We start from the raw sequence: 16,244 nt of genomic DNA, 5'->3' as shown, positions 1-16,244 counted from the left end.
TCATGACCGCCATCATCGACATCATCGGCCGCGAAATTCTCGATAGCCGGGGCAATCCCACCGTCGAGGTCGATGTCGTGCTGGAGGACGGGGCGCTCGGCCGCGCCGCGGTTCCGTCCGGCGCCTCCACCGGCGCCCATGAGGCCGTGGAACTGCGCGACGGCGACAAGGCGCGCTATCTCGGCAAGGGCGTGACCAAGGCGGTCGGCGCCGTCAATGGCGAGATCTTCGAGGCCCTGAGCGGCCTCGATGTCGAGCAGCAGGCCCAGATCGACCAGATCATGATCGACCTCGACGGCACGCCGAACAAGAGCCGGCTCGGCGCCAACGCCATCCTCGGCGTCTCGCTGGCCTGCGCCAAGGCGGCCGCGAATTCGCTCGACATGCCGCTCTATCGCTACGTCGGCGGCACCTCCGCGCGCCTGCTGCCGGTGCCGATGATGAACATCATCAATGGCGGCGTGCACGCCGACAACCCGATCGACTTCCAGGAATTCATGATCCTGCCGGTCGGCGCCTCGAGCTTTGCCGAGGGCCTGCGCTACGGCGCGGAAGTCTTCCATACGCTGAAGTCCGAATTGAAGAAGGCCGGCCACAACACCAATGTCGGCGACGAGGGCGGTTTCGCTCCGAACCTGCCGTCGGCGGACGCCGCGCTCGACTTCGTCATGAACGCGATCGGCAAGGCCGGCTTCAAGGCGGGCACCGACATCATGCTCGGCCTCGACTGCGCCTCGACCGAGTTCTTCAAGGACGGCAAATACGTCTATGAAGGCGAGGGCAAGACCCGCTCGATCTCCGAGCAGGCTAAGTATCTTGCCGACCTCGTCGCGCGCTATCCGATCGTGACCATCGAGGACGGCATGTCGGAAGACGACATGGACGGCTGGAAGGAGCTCACCGACCTGATCGGCAAGAAGTGCCAGCTGGTCGGCGACGACCTCTTCGTCACCAACGTCAAGCGCCTTGCCGAAGGCATCAAGACCGGCCGCGCCAACTCGATCCTGATCAAGGTCAACCAGATCGGCACGCTGACCGAGACGCTCGCCGCGGTCGAGATGGCGCACAAGGCCGGCTACACCTCGGTGATGTCGCACCGCTCCGGCGAGACCGAGGATTCCACCATCGCCGACCTCGCGGTCGCCACCAATTGCGGTCAGATCAAGACCGGCTCCCTTGCAAGGTCCGACCGGACCGCCAAATACAACCAGCTCTTGCGCATCGAGCAGCAGCTCGGCAAGCAGGCGCTCTATGGCGGCAGGGCGGCACTGAAGGCGCTGGCGTAAGCCGGCGTCTCGATCCGCGCGAACAGAAGGACAGGGGAGGATCGACATGAGTGACGGCAAGACCGGACTGGAATTGCGTTCGCTGCTCAAGAAGAGCGGCGAGCTGGAATTGTCTCTCGTGACGGTCCCGATCGCGGAGCCGGCCGACGATGAGGTCGTGGTTCGCGTCGAGGCCACCCCGATCAACCCGTCCGATCTCGGGCTGCTGATCGGACCCGCCGACATGTCGGCCGCCAAGGCTTCCGGCACCAAGGAGATGCCGGTCATCACTGCCACGATGCCGGAGGCGGCGATGCGGATGATGGCGGCGAGATTCGATCAGTCGCTGCCGGTCGGCAACGAGGGCGCCGGCACGGTAGTAAGGACCGGATCGTCGGACGCGGCCAAGGCCCTGATGGGCAAGACGGTGTCGATGATCGGCGGCGCGATGTACACGCAGTACCGCGTGCTGAAGGTCCGCGACGTCATGGAGCTGCCGCCGGGCACCACGGCGGCGGACGGCGCCTCCTGGTTCGTCAATCCGCTGACCGCACTCGGCATGACCGAGACGATGCGGCGGGAGAACCACAAGGCGCTCGTGCACACGGCCGCCGCCTCCAATCTCGGTCAGATGCTCAACAAGATCTGCATCAAGGACGGCATCGGCCTCCTCAACATCGTCAGGAACAAGGAGCAGGCCGACATCCTGCACAAGATCGGCGCAAAGTACGTCGTGGATTCCAGCGCGCCCAGCTTCATGGACGATCTGACCAACGCGCTGGTCGAGACCGGCGCCACCATCGCCTTCGACGCTATCGGCGGCGGCAAGCTGGCGAGCCAGATCCTGACCGCGATGGAGATCGCAGCCAACAAGACCGCGAAGGAATACAGCCGCTACGGCTCCAACGTGTACAAGCAGGTCTACATCTATGGCAGCCTCGACACGCGGCCGACGGAGCTGAACCGCTCGTTCGGGCTCAGCTGGGGCGTCGGCGGCTGGCTGCTCACGCCATTCCTTCAAAACATCGGCCCGGCCGAGATCGGCCGCCTGCGCCAGCGCGTGGCATCCGAGCTCAAAACCACCTTCGCCAGCCATTACACCAAGGTTGTCTCGCTCGCCGAGGCGCTCGATCCCGCCAATATCGCAGTCTACGCCAAGCGGGCCACCGGCGAAAAATTCCTCATCAACCCGAACAAGTGATCGCTTCGGTCGGTTATCGACACGCATCAGGCCGCCGCTTGGCGGCCTGATTGCTTTTGATCGTGGCCTGGACGGATCGCAACCGGACCCATTTCCAGAAACGCAGCGTTTCCAAATCGGACCAGTTCATGCACTTGCATCTATTGGCCCGGATGGCTTAAGTGCCGTCCCGGCATTCCCGCTCGAGCCTTCAAGGACACCCAATGGCCTACAACATCGTCACGATCGCTGGCAGCCTGCGCAAGGACAGCTTCTCGCTCAAGATCGCCAATGCGCTCGCCAAGCTTGCGCCTGCCTCGCTCAAGCTCGAGGTGATCACGCCGGCCGGCATCTCGTTCTTCAACCAGGACCTAGAGGGCGCGCCGCCCGCGGACTGGCTCGCCTTCCGCGAGAAGCTCAAGACGTCGAATGGCGTCCTGTTCGTCACGCCCGAATACAACCGCTCGATCCCGGGCGTCCTGAAGAACGCCATCGACGTCGCCTCGCGCCCCTACGGCAAGAGCTCGTTCCTCGGCAAACCGGTCGGCATCATCTCTAATTCGCCGGGGCTGCTCGGCGGCGTCAGCGCGGCCAAGCATCTGCAGAACATCCTGCCGGGCATTTCCGGTCCGGTCCTCCAGCAGCCGGAAATCTATCTCAGTAGCGTCGGCGATGCCTTCGATGCGGACGGCAACCTGACCAAGGACTCCCTCAAGACGGTGCTGCAGCAATACATCGACGCCTTCGCCGCGCATGTGGCGAAGAATCAGGGCTGAGCTTCCGGCCAAGCCGACGCTCCGTCATGCCCGGGCTTGTCCCGGGCATCCACGTTCTTCGTTATCGCCGGCAAAGCACGTGGATGGCCGGGACAAGCCCGGGCATGACGCGTCGTGGGGATAGTGCCTCGTTCTGGCAATTAGCACTCCCTTAACCAACCTGTCCCATCTTCCGAAGATGGTCTCCCGCGCGCGCCTGAAATCGATCCTGACCGGTCTTGCCCTCTATGCGATGGCGGCGGCGATCGTTGGCTATTTCGGCGTCAACGCCTACACCGGCAAATACGGTCTCAACGCCCGCCAGGAGCTCGACCAGGAGATCATCGCGCTGACCAGCGAGCTGGCTCAGCTCAAGCGCGAGCGCGCCAGAAGCGAACAACGGGTGTCGCTGCTGCGGTCCGAGAAGATCGACCCGGACATGCTGGACGAGCGGGCGCGCTTCCAGCTCGACTATGTCCATCCGCGCGATCTCGTTCGAATGATCCCGGCGAACTAGCGGCATCCGCAGCTTTCGAAGCGGAAAGCGAAAGTCGCTGCTGACATCCGACCCCCGCACCTTTGCCTCCTCCTGCGAAGGTCGTAACCCCCGAACCGGGCGCTTCCCTTGACGGCGGCGCCGCGGCGGGCTCATGCCTTTGCTGGCGCGCGCTGAAGTTGACGCAGATCAACCGGGGAGCACCGGCGCGTCCTACAATCGATATCCGGAGGAAACTGTGATGAATGGGACAATGCCCCGGCATCACGCGGCCCGCGTCGAGGCCGCCATCGCGTCAGGCCAGGCGGCCCGATCCGCGCTCGTGGCTTCGTGGCGCCGTTCCTCCCGATTGCACCATCTCGATCCCGGCGGCCACGCCGCGCCGATGCGGCTGACCGAGGCCGAGCTGCAGCAGGCGCGCGAGCGCATCGCGCCGCTTCTGGCGGCCGCCCAGGGCGCCATGGACCGGCTTTATCAGGCTGTCGGCGCTGCGGGCTGCTGCGTGCTGCTCGCCGATCGCGAGGGCGTGCCGGTCGATCGCCGCGGCACGGTGGCGGACGATGCGACGTTTCAGTCCTGGGGCCTTTGGACCGGTGCACTCTGGAGCGAGGAGCACGAGGGCACCAACGGTATCGGCACCTGTCTCGTCGAGCAGCGTCCGCTGACGATCGATCGCGACCAGCACTTCTTTGCGCGCAACACGCTTCTGAGCTGCACCGCCGTTCCGATCTACGATCACGAGGCGGCGCTCGCGGGCGTGCTCGACGTCTCCTCCTGCCGCGCCGACCGCACCGACGCCTTTGCCAGCCTGATCGCGCTCGCGGCAGGCGAGGCGGCCAGGCGGATCGAGGCCGACCTGTTTCGCAAGGTCTTCGCCCATGCCCGCATCGTGCTGACACAGGCGGCGGATGGAAGCTGCGGCGGCCTCGTTGCGGTCGATGCGGACGATCTCGTGATCGGCGCAACGCGCTCCGCCCGGCTGGCGCTCGGCATCGCGCCCGGCGGTGCGTTGCGGCCGGTGCCCGCGGCCGATCTTCTCGGCGGCGATGCCGCGCGCGATCATCTTGCCGGCGGCCAGCGCGCGGTGCTGCAGCGGGCGCTGCTCCGCGCCGGCGGCAATGTCTCCGCCGCCGCCAAGGCCCTCGGCGTCAGCCGCGCCACGCTCCATCGGAAGCTGAAGCGGTTCGAGCTGAACCACTGAGCTCATCCGTCATTGCGAGCGCAGCGAAGCAATCCAGAATCTTTCCGCGGAGGGACTCTGGATTGCTTCGCTGCGCTCGCAATGACGGTGGCCGTGAGCGCTCCATCTCACGCTTACCTCGTCCACGACTGTCGCAGTTCTGCGACAGGTCCGCCCCACCATCGCTTCCGCCCGGGCTGACAGAAAACACCTCCCGCATCATCGTCGGCGCAAGTCGCGAACAGGCGACGACAAGCGCAAACAGCAACATCGGGAGTGATCAATGAACAAGGTGGAATTCCTCAGCGTCACCAAAGTGCCCTTTGCCGAACGCTACGACAATTTCATCGGCGGCAAGTTCGTCGCGCCGATCTCCGGGAAATATTTCGACAATGCCTCCCCCCTGACCGGCCGGGTGGTCTGCAAGATCGCGCGGTCCGACGCGCAGGACATCGAGGCAGCGCTCGACGCGGCGCATGCCGCCAAGTCCGCCTGGGGCCGCACCAGCGTCGCCGAGCGCGCCGCGGTCCTGAACCGGATCGCCGACCGCATGGAAGAGAACCTCGAGCGCCTCGCGATTGCCGAGACCTGGGACAACGGCAAGCCGATCCGCGAGACGCGCGCCGCCGACCTGCCGCTCGCGATCGACCATTTCCGCTATTTCGCCGGTGTCGTCCGCGCCCAGGAAGGCTCGATCGGCGAGATCGACCACGACACCATCGCCTATCATTTCCACGAGCCGCTCGGCGTGGTCGGCCAGATCATTCCCTGGAACTTCCCGCTTCTGATGGCCTGCTGGAAGCTCGCGCCGGCGCTGGCCGCCGGCAATTGCGTGGTGCTCAAGCCCGCCGAGCAGACCCCGGCCTCGATCATGGTCTTCGCCGAGGTCATCGCCGACCTGCTGCCGGCAGGCGTGCTCAACATCGTCAACGGCTTTGGCCTCGAGGCCGGCAAGCCGCTGGCGTCGAGCCCGCGCATTGCCAAGATCGCCTTCACCGGCGAGACCACGACGGGCCGGCTGATCATGCAATATGCCAGCCAGAATCTGATTCCGGTCACGCTAGAGCTCGGCGGCAAGTCGCCCAACATCTTCTTCAAGGACGTCACCGCCGAGGACGACGATTTCTTCGACAAGGCGATCGAGGGCTTCGTCATGTTCGCGCTGAACCAGGGCGAGGTCTGCACCTGTCCGAGCCGGGCGCTGGTCCACGCCGACATCTATGACCGCTTCATGGAGCGGGCGCTCAAGCGCGTCGCCGCGATCAAGCAGGGCGATCCGCGCGATGCCACGACCATGATCGGCGCGCAGGCCTCCAGCGAGCAGCTCAGCAAGATCCTCTCCTATATCGACATCGGCAAGCAGGAGGGCGCCAAGGTGCTGGCCGGCGGCGGACGCGCCGATCTCGGCGGCGATCTCACCGGCGGCTTCTACGTGCAGCCGACCGTGTTCGAGGGCCACAACAAGATGCGAATCTTCCAGGAGGAGATTTTCGGCCCCGTCGTCTCGGTCACGACCTTCAAGACCGACGAAGAGGCGCTCGCGATCGCCAACGACACGCTCTACGGCCTAGGTGCCGGCGTTTGGAGCCGCGACGCCAATCGCTGCTACCGCTTCGGCCGGGAGATCCAGGCCGGCCGGGTCTGGACCAATTGCTACCATGCCTATCCCGCCCATGCGGCGTTCGGCGGCTACAAGCAGTCGGGCGTCGGGCGCGAGACCCACAAGATGATGCTCGATCATTACCAGCAGACCAAGAACCTCCTGGTCAGCTACAGCCCGAAGAAGCTCGGCTTCTTCTGATCGGATCGGAGAGGGCGGCGCCGCTTCGGCGCCGTCCGCTCCGCATGTCGGGATTGGCGTCGTGCACTGTTCTTGATCCGGTCACGAATCTGCGCGCGCGATGGCGCTCATAGATTTGTTGCCCGATCAGCGCCAAAGATTTTGCAATATTTCGATCACGTTGCAGTGCGGCATAATGAAAGTCGTGCCATGCCGCCGCGGTGCTTTCCAAGGGCGTTTGACTTGGGTTAGAGAGGGCGAAAGTTTTCTCTGACCCGGAATTCCCATGGCCGCACCCAAGAAAGCCGCCGCAAGCGCTCCACAGGACAAGACCGACGGCGGTTCGCCCCCGGAATTCACGAAGGAGCAGGAACTCAAGGCGCTCCGCGACATGCTCCTGATCCGGCGCTTCGAGGAAAAGGCAGGCCAGCTCTACGGCATGGGTGCCATCGGCGGCTTCTGCCACCTCTATATCGGCCAGGAGGCCGTGGTGGTCGGCATGCAGATGGCCCTCAAAGAGGGCGATCAGGTCATCACCGGTTATCGCGACCACGGTCACATGCTTGCGACCGGCATGGATGCCAACGGTGTCATGGCCGAGCTGACGGGACGCCGCGGCGGCTATTCCAAGGGCAAGGGCGGCTCCATGCACATGTTCAGCAAGGAGAAGCACTTCTACGGCGGTCACGGCATCGTCGGCGCCCAGGTCTCGCTCGGCACCGGCCTTGCCTTTGCCAACCACTATCGCGGCAACGACAATGTCAGCGTCACCTATTTCGGCGACGGCGCGGCCAATCAGGGCCAGGTCTATGAGAGCTTCAACATGGCGGAGCTCTGGAAGCTGCCGGTGATCTACGTCATCGAGAACAACCGCTACGCCATGGGCACCTCGGTCTCGCGCGCCTCGGCACAGCAGGATTTTTCCAAGCGCGGTGCGTCCTTCAACATCCCGGGCAAGCAGGTCGACGGCATGGACGTCCGCGCCGTGAAGGCGGCGGGCGAGGAGGCGGCGGCCTGGTGCCGTGGCGGCAAGGGTCCTTTCATCCTGGAGATGCAGACCTACCGCTATCGCGGCCACTCGATGTCCGATCCCGCAAAATATCGTACGCGCGAGGAGGTCGAGAAGGTTCGCCACGACCAGGATCCGATCGAGCAGGTTCGCAATCGGTTGCTCGCCGCCAAGGTCAGCGAGGCCGATCTCAAGGCGATCGACGCCGAAGTGCGCGACATCGTCAACGCCTCCGCCGATTTCGCCCAGCATGATCCCGAGCCGGATGCCGCCGAGCTCTGGACCGACGTGTACCGCTGAACGCGCGCGCAAGCTTTCTTTGGAGAAGATATGCCAATTCAAGTGCTGATGCCCGCGTTGTCGCCCACGATGGAGAAGGGCAACCTCGCCAAATGGCTGAAGAAAGAGGGCGAGACGATCAAGTCCGGCGACGTCATCGCCGAGATCGAGACCGACAAGGCGACCATGGAGGTCGAGGCGACCGACGAGGGCACGCTCGGCAAGATCCTGATCCCCGAGGGCACCGCCGACGTCGCGGTGAACACCCCGATCGCGACCATCCTCGCAGACGGCGAGAGCGCGGCTGATCTCGCCAAGGCACCCGCAGCGGCGGCGAAGGCTGCGGAGTCCGCGCCGCCGGCCGCAGCAAAGGCCGAGGCGCCCACGCCGAAAGCCGCTCCTGCTCCGCAGGCCGTCGCCGAGCCGGATCCGGAAGTCCCCGCTGGCACCGAAATGGTGACGCAGACCATCCGCGAAGCGCTGCGCGATGCCATGGCCGAAGAGATGCGCCGCGACGCGGACGTGTTCGTGATGGGCGAAGAAGTTGCCGAATATCAGGGCGCCTACAAGGTGACCCAGGGCCTGCTCCAGGAGTTCGGTGCCAAGCGCGTGATCGACACGCCGATCACCGAGCACGGCTTCGCGGGCGTCGGCGTCGGTGCCGCGATGACCGGTCTCAAGCCGATCGTCGAGTTCATGACCTTCAACTTCGCCATGCAGGCGATCGACCAGATCATCAACTCCGCGGCCAAGACGCTCTACATGTCGGGCGGCCAGATGGGCTGCTCCATCGTGTTCCGCGGTCCGAACGGTGCGGCCGCGCGCGTCGCCGCCCAGCACAGCCAGGACTATTCGGCGTGGTATTCGCACGTCCCGGGCCTCAAGGTGGTGGCGCCGTATTCGGCCGCGGACGCCAAGGGCCTGCTCAAGGCTGCGATCCGCGATCCCAACCCGGTGATCTTCCTCGAGAACGAGGTGCTGTACGGTCACACCGGCGAAGTGCCCAAGCTCGACGATTTCATCATCCCGATCGGCAAGGCGCGCATCGTCCGCGCCGGCAGCCACGTCACCATCATTTCCTGGTCGAACGGCATGACCTATGCGCTGAAGGCCGCCGACGAGCTCGCCAAGGACGGCATCGAGGCCGAGGTGATCGACCTGCGCACGCTGCGCCCGATGGACACCGAGACCATCATCAACTCGGTCAAGAAAACGGGCCGGGCCGTCACCGTGGAAGAGGGCTGGGCCCAGAGCGGCGTCGGCGCCGAGATCGCCGCGCGCATCATGGAGAACGCCTTCGACTATCTTGATGCGCCGGTGACGCGCGTGTCTGGCAAGGACGTGCCGATGCCCTATGCCGCGAACCTGGAGAAGCTCGCGCTGCCCTCGGCGGCGGACGTCGTCGAGGCCGCTAAAGCCGTCTGCTACAGGTAGACCATGGCAGGCCCCAAGGAGCAGCCACTGCCGCCAGACGTCATGACCCGCGACGACGCGGTCGAGATCCTGCGCGTGTTCGTCCTGGACGGTGGGCTGTCGATGGCGTTCCAGCGCGCCTTCGAGGAGCCGGACATGTGGGGCCTCCTGCTCGTCGATCTCGCACGTCATGCCGCGCGCGCCTATGCGCGCGAGAGCGAATATACCGAGGAGGACGCGCTGAACCGGATCCTCGACATGTTCCAGGCCGAGATCGAGCGCCCCACCGACACGGGCACCACCACGCCGCGCGGCAAGGGGCACTGACCATGGCGATCGAAGCCTATCATTACGATTTGATGCTGGAGGCGATCCGCGAGGCGGAAGCCTCGATCGCGCAGGGCGGCTTGCCGATCGGCGCGGTGCTGACGCGCGACAACAAGATCATCGCCCGCGGCCACAACAACCGCGTGCAGGAGAACAATCCGATCCTGCATGGCGAGATGAGCTGCCTGCGCGAGGCCGGCGCGATCTCGTTCCACGACACCGTCATGTACACCACGCTGTCGCCTTGCTCGATGTGCGCCGGCGCGCTCGCGCTGTTCAAGGTCAAGCTGGTGGTGATCGGGGAATCCGTCACCTTCGAAGGCTCCAAGGACATTCTCGACAAGTTCGGGATTCCGTGGATCGACCTTGCCGACGACCGCTCCATCACCATGATGAAGAATTGGCGTTCCATCCCTGCCAATGAGCGCCTGTGGCAGGGCGACATCGGCAACTAAACCTGGTCTGTTCGTCGCCGCTGTCGGATGACGACGTTTTGCAAAGTTCTTCTTGAGGTCAGCATGCCCATCAACATCCTGATGCCCGCTCTCTCGCCGACGATGGAGAAGGGCAACCTCGCCAAGTGGCTGAAGAAGGAGGGCGACAAGGTCAAGTCCGGCGACGTCATCGCCGAGATCGAGACCGACAAGGCGACCATGGAGGTCGAGGCGATCGACGAGGGCACGATCGCCAAGATCCTGGTGCCCGAGGGCACGCAGGACGTTCCGGTGAACGACGTGATCGCGGTACTCGCCGGCGAGGGTGAGGACGTGAAGGCTGCAGGGAGCGCCAAGCCCAGCGCTTCGGCCGCGCCGCCGAAGGCTGCTGAGGCTCCTGCTTCGCCGGCTCCCGCGCCTGCGCCTGCCGCACCGAAAGCTGCTGCGCCCGCCGAGGCACCCGCGCAGCAGGCTGCAGCTCCGGCAGCGCAAGCCAATGGTCATGGCGGCCGTGTATTCTCGTCGCCGCTGGCGCGCCGTCTCGCCAAGGAGGCCGGCATCGATGTCGCCCTGGTCGCCGGCACCGGTCCGCACGGCCGCGTGGTCGCCCGCGACGTCGAGCAGGCCAAGTCCGGCAAGGGTCTGAAAGCGCCCGCCGCGGCACCGTCAGGCGCGCCTGCGATCGCGCCGACCATGTCGGACAAGCAGATCCTGTCGCTGTTCGAGCCCGGCTCCTACGACATCGTCCCGCATGACGGCATGCGCCGCACCATCGCCCAGCGCCTGACCGCATCGATCCAGAACGTCCCGCACTTCTACCTCACCATCGACTGCGACATCGGCAAGCTGCTCACTGCCCGCGAGGAGATCAACACCGCCGCGCCGAAGGACAAGGAGAAGAAGCCGCTCTACAAGATCTCGGTCAACGATTTCGTCATCAAGGCGATGGCGGTGGCGCTGCAGAAGATCCCGAACTGCAACGTCAGCTGGACCGAAAGCGGCATGGTCAAGCACCACCATTCCGACGTCGGCGTCGCCGTCGCGATGCCCGGCGGCCTGATCACGCCGATCATCCGGAAAGCGGAGACCAAGACGCTCTCGACCATCTCCAACGAGATGAAGGATTTTGCCGCGCGCGCCCGCTCGCGCAAGCTCAAGCCGGAGGAATACCAGGGCGGCACCACGGCCGTTTCCAACCTCGGCATGTACGGCATCAGCCACTTCACTGCGGTGATCAATCCGCCTCATGCCACGATCCTTGCGGTTGGCACCAGCGAGGAGCGTCCCGTGGTGCGCGGCGGCAAGATCGAGATCGCGCACATGATGAGCGTGACCTTGTCCTGCGATCACCGCGCCATCGACGGCGCGCTCGGCGCCGAGCTGATCGGCGCGTTCAAGCAGCTGATCGAAAACCCCGTGATGATGATGGTCTGAAGCGGCGGCAGAGGGGGCGACCTTGAATGTCCGGACCCGCTGGCCATGGATATCGCTATTGCTCGGAGTCATCGTCGCGCTCCACCCCGTCGGGCTCGATTTTCTTCACTCTGCGTTCTTTGCCGGCGAGCAGCTGGCACGGAACATCGCCCAGCCGATCGTGCTCACTGCGCTTGCCATCATAGTCCTGGTGGTGCTGCTCGAATGGCTGGTGAGGTCTTTTCTGGTCAAGCGCCGCGCCCGCGGCGCTTCTTGAGTTGAACGGGAGCCGCTATGGCCGACACATCCTTCGACGTCATCATCATCGGCTCCGGCCCCGGCGGCTATGTCACCGCCATCCGCGCCGCGCAGCTCGGCTTCAAGACCGCGATCGTCGAAAAATCCTATCTCGGCGGCATCTGCCTCAACTGGGGCTGCATTCCGACCAAGGCGCTGCTGCGTTCGGCCGAGATCTACCATTACATGCAGCACGCGAAGGACTACGGGCTCTCCGCCGAGAAGGTCTCGTTCGATCCGAAGGCGGTGGTGCAGCGTTCGCGCGGCGTCTCCAAGCGCCTCAACGACGGCGTCGGCTTCCTGATGAAGAAGAACAAGGTCAGCGTGATCTGGGGCGCGGCCTCGATCGATGCGCCCGGCAAGGTCACGGTGAAGAAGTCCGACGTCGAGGGCCCGAAGGGCGCGCTAGGCGAGGGGACCTACCAGGCCAAGCACATCATCGTCGCCACCGGCGCGCGGCCGCGCGTGCTGCCCGGCCTCGAGCCGGACAAGAAGCTGGTCTGGACCTATTTCGAGGCGATGGTGCCGGAGCGGATGCCGAAGTCGCTGCTGGTGGTCGGCTCCGGCGCGATCGGCATCGAGTTCGCCTCGTTCTTCCACACCATGGGAAGCGACGTCACCGTGGTCGAGGTGCTGCCGCAGATTCTGCCCGTCGAGGACGCCGAGATCGCGGGCCTCGCCCGCAAGCGGCTGGAGAAGCAGGGCATCAAGATCATGTCCTCGACCAAGGTCACCAAGCTGGAGAAGAAGGCCGACAGCGTCCTCGCCACCATCGACGACGGCAAGGGCAAGCCTGTCACATCAGAGTTCGAGCGCGTGATCTCGGCGGTCGGCGTCGTCGGCAACATCGAGAATCTCGGCCTGGAAAAAGTCGGCGTGAAGACCGACCGCGGCATCATCGTGGTCGACGGCTACGGCAAGACCAACGTCCCCGGCATCTACGCGATCGGCGACGTTGCCGGCCCCCCGATGCTGGCGCACAAGGCCGAGCATGAGGGCGTGATCTGCGTCGAAGCGATCAAGGGCCTCAATCCGCATCCCCTCGACAAGAACATGATCCCGGGCTGCACCTATTGCCACCCGCAGGTTGCATCGGTCGGCTTGACGGAAGCCAAGGCCAAGGAGAACGGCCGCGAGATCCGCGTCGGCCGCTTTCCCTTCGTCGGCAACGGCAAGGCGATCGCGCTCGGCGAGGATCAGGGCCTGGTCAAAGTCATCTTTGACAAGAAGACCGGCCAACTGCTCGGGGCCCACATGGTCGGCGCGGAGGTCACCGAGCTGATCCAGGGCTACGTCGTCGCCATGAATCTGGAGACGACGGAAGAAGAGCTGATGCACACGGTCTTCCCGCATCCGACCCTATCGGAGATGATGAAGGAAGCCGTGCTGGATGCGTATGGACGGGTGTTGAACATTTGAGGGGCGAGCGCGTCGCCCGCCGCCGTCATTGCGAGCGAAGCGAAGCAATCCAGACTGCTGCTGCGGAAAGATTCTGGATTGCTTCGCTTCGCTCGCAATGACGAGCAGAGAGAGCTGTTTGCAGAACAAGAAGGAAATCATCCCATGAACGACAACGACAATCTCACCATCGAACGCCCGACCTTCGTCACCCATCTCGAATGCGCGATGGAGGGCGATCATTACGCGGCCGACGAGGTTCACAACCTCTCCAAGGCCGGCAAGCCGCTTCTGGTCCGCTACGACCTCGCGGGCGTGAAGAAGGCGCTGACCAAGGATGCGCTCGCCCAGCGCCCCGGCGACATGTGGCGCTATCGCGAGCTGCTGCCGGTGCGCAAATGCAAGGACATCGTCTCGCTCGGCGAAGTCACGACGCCCCTGATCCGGCTGCCGAAGCTCGGCGCAAAACTCGGCGGCGGCGAGATCATCGTCAAGGACGAGGGACGGCTGCCGACCGGCTCATTCAAGGCGCGCGGCCTCGTGATGGCGGTGTCGATGGGCAAGGCGCTCGGCATCAAGCACATGGCGATGCCGACCAACGGCAATGCCGGCGCGGCGCTGGCGGCCTACGCCACGTCCTGCGGCATCAAGACCACGATCTTCTGCCCGGCCGATACGCCCGAAGTGAACGTCAGCGAGATCGAGCTGCAGGGCGCGACCGTCTACCGCGTCAACGGCTATATCGACGATTGCGGCAAGATCGTCGGCGAGGGCAAGGCGAAAGTCGGCTGGTTCGACACCTCGACCTTGAAGGAGCCGTACCGCATCGAGGGCAAGAAGACGATGGGCCTCGAGCTCGCCGAGCAGCTCGGCTGGGACGTGCCTGACGTGATCTTCTATCCGACCGGCGGCGGCACCGGCCTGATCGGGATGTGGAAGGCGTTCGACGAGCTGGAGAAGATCGGTTTCATCGGCTCAAAGCGCCCGCGCATGGTCGCGGTGCAGGCCTCCGGCTGCGCGCCGATGGTGCGCGCCTATGAGGCCGGGACCGAGCATGCGACGCGCTGGGAGGACGCACACACCATCGCCTCGGGCATCCGCGTGCCGCAGGCAATCGGCGATTTCCTCATCCTGCGTGCCGTGCGCGAGAGCAAAGGTTTTGCCATTGCCGTCGATGACGACAAGATCTCGGCGGCGCTGAACGAGGTCGCGCGCGAGGAGGGGCTCTTGCTCTGCCCCGAGGGTGCCGCGACCTACGCCGCCTACAAGGAAAGTCTCGCCGACGGCCGGGTCAGCAAGACCGATCGCGTCATGCTGTTCAACTGCGCGACCGGCCTGAAATATCCGCTGCCGCCGGTCACCCGCACGCTCGATCGCCACAAGCCGATTGACTATTCGAAGTTCTAACTTGCTTCTCCCTCTCCCCGTTCTTACGGGGAGAGGGTCGGGGTGAGGGGCTGCTTCCGCAAACACAGTGACAGTTGAGTTCGCGGAGACTCCCCCTCACCCGAATTGCTTCGCAATTCGACCTCTCCCCGCAAGCGGGGCGAGGTGAAGAAAAAGACATCACTGGGGAGAAGACAATGAAGGAGGCCTTCTGGGCTGCGCTGATTGCTGTTCTCGCTGTTGCAGGCGCCGCGCGCGCCGACGATTTTCCCTCGCGTCCCATTACCATCATCGTGCCGTTCGCGGCCGGGGGCCCTTCGGACGCAATGGCGCGGGTGCTCGCCGAGCGCATGCGGGTGCCGCTCGGCCAGCCGGTCGTGGTCGAGAACGTGACCGGAGCCGGCGGCTCGATCGGTGTCGGCCGCGCCGTGCAATCGCCGCCCGACGGCTACACCATCTCGTTTGGCCATCTCGGCACCCATGTCGCCAATGGCGCCGTCTACAAGCTCAAATTCGACCTCGTCACCGACCTCGAGCCGGTGGTGCTGCTGCCGAGCAACCCGATGATCGTGGTCAGCAAGAATGCGGTGCCGGCGACCTCGCTGAAGGAGCTGATCGACTGGCTGAAGTCGCGACCGTCGCCGCCGACCGCCGGCACGGCCGGCGCGGGCTCCGGCAGCCACATCGCCGGCGTCTATTTCGAGAGCGTCTCCGGCATCAAGTTGCAATACGTGCCGTATCGCGGCACTGCACCGGCATTGAACGATCTCATCGCCGGCCAGATCGACATCATCGTCGATCAGACCTCCAATTCCATCAGCCAGGTCCGCGCCGGCACCATCCGCGCCTATGCCGTCACCGACGACAAACGCCTCGCCTCCGCACCCGAGATCCCGACCGCGGAGGAGGCGGGCTTGAAAGGCTTCAACATGACGCTGTGGTCGGGCATGTGGGTGCCGAAGGGCACACCGAAGGAGATCGTCGCAAAGCTCAACGCCGCGGCCGTGGAGGCGCTGAACGATCCTGCGGTGCGCAAGCAGCTCGAAAGCCAGGGTCTCGAGATGACACCCAAGGATCAGCTCACGCCCGAAGCGCTCGGCACGCGGCAAAGGGCCGAGATCGCCAAATGGTGGCCGATCATCAAGGCGGCGAACATCAAGGTGGATTGAACCGGGCGGCGCACTCCTCGCGGCGTCACCGCCGCGTTTGCTGGCGGCGGGGCGCTCACGACGTGGTTTGGTGACCTGGTGCCAGCGCACGGTCCAGGCATTGCATCAGGTCCGTGGCGGCGAACGGCTTACCGAGAAAACAGATTGCGCCCGCATCGAGCGCCCGCACACGCACGCCCTCATCCGGGAAAGCTGTGATGAATATGAACGGCGTAGCCGACCCCTGCGCCCGCATTTGCGTCAACAGATCGATTCCGCTCATCAGCGGCATCTGCACGTCGGCGATCACGCACGAGGTGTCGCTCGAATCGGTCGAGCTCAGGAACTCTTCCGCCGAGGCGAATGTGTGGACGTTGTATCCGCGCGATTCCAGCAGATTGTTGATCGCGGCCCGAACGTAGGGGTCGTCGTCAAGCACCGAGATGACCGAAGCCACTGACAAGACGTCCGCTCCTCGCCGGGA

The 16,244-nt window shown here is 64.8% G+C and carries 16 protein-coding genes; 15 read left to right on the top strand and 1 reads right to left on the bottom strand.

What is annotated here, in order from left to right:
* Positions 1 to 2: 2 nt before the first annotated feature.
* From eno to I6F37_RS00635, 15 genes are all read left to right on the top strand, one after another.
* A complete protein-coding gene (gene eno / locus I6F37_RS00705; protein ID WP_036009930.1) occupies positions 3 to 1,286 on the top strand; it encodes a phosphopyruvate hydratase in 1,284 nt (427 codons plus the stop codon).
* Between the two features lie 46 nt (positions 1,287 to 1,332).
* The gene (locus tag I6F37_RS00700) at positions 1,333 to 2,466 is read left to right on the top strand and encodes a zinc-binding dehydrogenase (protein WP_225150025.1); all 1,134 of its coding nucleotides are present in this window, start codon (positions 1,333 to 1,335) and stop codon (positions 2,464 to 2,466) included.
* A 203-nt stretch (positions 2,467 to 2,669) separates the two neighbouring features.
* A complete protein-coding gene (locus tag I6F37_RS00695; protein ID WP_036009870.1) occupies positions 2,670 to 3,221 on the top strand; it encodes an NADPH-dependent FMN reductase in 552 nt (183 codons plus the stop codon).
* A gap of 178 nt (positions 3,222 to 3,399) precedes the next feature.
* Positions 3,400 to 3,717, top strand: coding sequence for a septum formation initiator family protein (locus I6F37_RS00690; RefSeq protein ID WP_025036496.1), 318 nt, complete (start codon positions 3,400 to 3,402; stop codon positions 3,715 to 3,717).
* 220 nt (positions 3,718 to 3,937) lie between these two features.
* Positions 3,938 to 4,897, top strand: coding sequence for a GAF domain-containing protein (locus tag I6F37_RS00685; protein WP_036009867.1), 960 nt, complete (start codon positions 3,938 to 3,940; stop codon positions 4,895 to 4,897).
* Between the two features lie 262 nt (positions 4,898 to 5,159).
* Positions 5,160 to 6,677, top strand: a complete 1,518-nt coding sequence (adh, locus tag I6F37_RS00680) for an aldehyde dehydrogenase (RefSeq protein ID WP_225150023.1) — start codon at positions 5,160 to 5,162, stop codon at positions 6,675 to 6,677.
* 265 nt (positions 6,678 to 6,942) lie between these two features.
* A complete protein-coding gene (pdhA, locus tag I6F37_RS00675; RefSeq protein WP_036025165.1) occupies positions 6,943 to 7,965 on the top strand; it encodes a pyruvate dehydrogenase (acetyl-transferring) E1 component subunit alpha in 1,023 nt (340 codons plus the stop codon).
* A 30-nt stretch (positions 7,966 to 7,995) separates the two neighbouring features.
* Positions 7,996 to 9,378: a pyruvate dehydrogenase complex E1 component subunit beta gene (locus tag I6F37_RS00670; protein WP_036009859.1), complete on the top strand. Its 1,383-nt coding sequence runs from the start codon at positions 7,996 to 7,998 to the stop codon at positions 9,376 to 9,378.
* A gap of 3 nt (positions 9,379 to 9,381) precedes the next feature.
* Positions 9,382 to 9,684 carry a DUF5076 domain-containing protein gene (locus I6F37_RS00665; RefSeq protein WP_008547332.1) on the top strand — a complete coding sequence of 101 codons (303 nt, stop codon included), beginning with the start codon at positions 9,382 to 9,384 and terminating at the stop codon, positions 9,682 to 9,684.
* 2 nt (positions 9,685 to 9,686) lie between these two features.
* Positions 9,687 to 10,139, top strand: coding sequence for a nucleoside deaminase (locus I6F37_RS00660; protein WP_109143645.1), 453 nt, complete (start codon positions 9,687 to 9,689; stop codon positions 10,137 to 10,139).
* 63 nt (positions 10,140 to 10,202) lie between these two features.
* Positions 10,203 to 11,552, top strand: coding sequence for a pyruvate dehydrogenase complex dihydrolipoamide acetyltransferase (locus I6F37_RS00655; RefSeq protein WP_225150020.1), 1,350 nt, complete (start codon positions 10,203 to 10,205; stop codon positions 11,550 to 11,552).
* Positions 11,553 to 11,601: 49 nt separating this feature from the next.
* Entirely contained in the window at positions 11,602 to 11,808 is a 207-nt protein-coding gene (locus I6F37_RS00650; RefSeq protein ID WP_225150577.1) for a hypothetical protein, read from the top strand.
* 17 nt (positions 11,809 to 11,825) lie between these two features.
* A complete protein-coding gene (gene lpdA / locus I6F37_RS00645; RefSeq protein WP_036009842.1) occupies positions 11,826 to 13,247 on the top strand; it encodes a dihydrolipoyl dehydrogenase in 1,422 nt (473 codons plus the stop codon).
* A gap of 144 nt (positions 13,248 to 13,391) precedes the next feature.
* Positions 13,392 to 14,633, top strand: a complete 1,242-nt coding sequence (locus I6F37_RS00640) for a threonine synthase (RefSeq protein ID WP_036009840.1) — start codon at positions 13,392 to 13,394, stop codon at positions 14,631 to 14,633.
* A gap of 176 nt (positions 14,634 to 14,809) precedes the next feature.
* Positions 14,810 to 15,781, top strand: coding sequence for a tripartite tricarboxylate transporter substrate binding protein BugD (locus I6F37_RS00635; RefSeq protein WP_225150018.1), 972 nt, complete (start codon positions 14,810 to 14,812; stop codon positions 15,779 to 15,781).
* A 55-nt stretch (positions 15,782 to 15,836) separates the two neighbouring features.
* Here the strand turns inward: I6F37_RS00635 and I6F37_RS00630 are convergent, their stop codons facing one another.
* The gene (locus tag I6F37_RS00630; RefSeq protein WP_225112498.1) at positions 15,837 to 16,223 is read right to left on the bottom strand and encodes a response regulator transcription factor; all 387 of its coding nucleotides are present in this window, start codon (positions 16,221 to 16,223) and stop codon (positions 15,837 to 15,839) included.
* Positions 16,224 to 16,244 lie beyond the last annotated feature (21 nt).

The organism is Bradyrhizobium sp. NBAIM08, assembly GCF_020193935.1.
Classification (GTDB): Bacteria; Pseudomonadota; Alphaproteobacteria; order Rhizobiales; family Xanthobacteraceae; genus Bradyrhizobium; species Bradyrhizobium yuanmingense.
Note: the sequence above shows the minus strand (reverse complement) of the source record. Positions and strands in the feature narration are given on the sequence as shown.

What these genes read in the sequence shown, in the direction of transcription:
- I6F37_RS00635 (WP_225150018.1), top strand. Translation starts at nt 14,810, where the DNA reads ATGAAGGAGGCCTTCTGGGCTGCGCTGATTGCTGTTCTCGCTGTTGCA.
- I6F37_RS00695 (WP_036009870.1), top strand. Translation starts at nt 2,670, where the DNA reads ATGGCCTACAACATCGTCACGATCGCTGGCAGCCTGCGCAAGGACAGC.
- I6F37_RS00690 (WP_025036496.1), top strand. Translation starts at nt 3,400, where the DNA reads ATGGTCTCCCGCGCGCGCCTGAAATCGATCCTGACCGGTCTTGCCCTC.
- I6F37_RS00670 (WP_036009859.1), top strand. Translation starts at nt 7,996, where the DNA reads ATGCCAATTCAAGTGCTGATGCCCGCGTTGTCGCCCACGATGGAGAAG.
- I6F37_RS00700 (WP_225150025.1), top strand. Translation starts at nt 1,333, where the DNA reads ATGAGTGACGGCAAGACCGGACTGGAATTGCGTTCGCTGCTCAAGAAG.
- I6F37_RS00665 (WP_008547332.1), top strand. Translation starts at nt 9,382, where the DNA reads ATGGCAGGCCCCAAGGAGCAGCCACTGCCGCCAGACGTCATGACCCGC.
- I6F37_RS00655 (WP_225150020.1), top strand. Translation starts at nt 10,203, where the DNA reads ATGCCCATCAACATCCTGATGCCCGCTCTCTCGCCGACGATGGAGAAG.
- I6F37_RS00660 (WP_109143645.1), top strand. Translation starts at nt 9,687, where the DNA reads ATGGCGATCGAAGCCTATCATTACGATTTGATGCTGGAGGCGATCCGC.
- pdhA (WP_036025165.1), top strand. Translation starts at nt 6,943, where the DNA reads ATGGCCGCACCCAAGAAAGCCGCCGCAAGCGCTCCACAGGACAAGACC.
- eno (WP_036009930.1), top strand. Translation starts at nt 3, where the DNA reads ATGACCGCCATCATCGACATCATCGGCCGCGAAATTCTCGATAGCCGG.
- I6F37_RS00685 (WP_036009867.1), top strand. Translation starts at nt 3,938, where the DNA reads ATGAATGGGACAATGCCCCGGCATCACGCGGCCCGCGTCGAGGCCGCC.
- lpdA (WP_036009842.1), top strand. Translation starts at nt 11,826, where the DNA reads ATGGCCGACACATCCTTCGACGTCATCATCATCGGCTCCGGCCCCGGC.
- I6F37_RS00640 (WP_036009840.1), top strand. Translation starts at nt 13,392, where the DNA reads ATGAACGACAACGACAATCTCACCATCGAACGCCCGACCTTCGTCACC.
- adh (WP_225150023.1), top strand. Translation starts at nt 5,160, where the DNA reads ATGAACAAGGTGGAATTCCTCAGCGTCACCAAAGTGCCCTTTGCCGAA.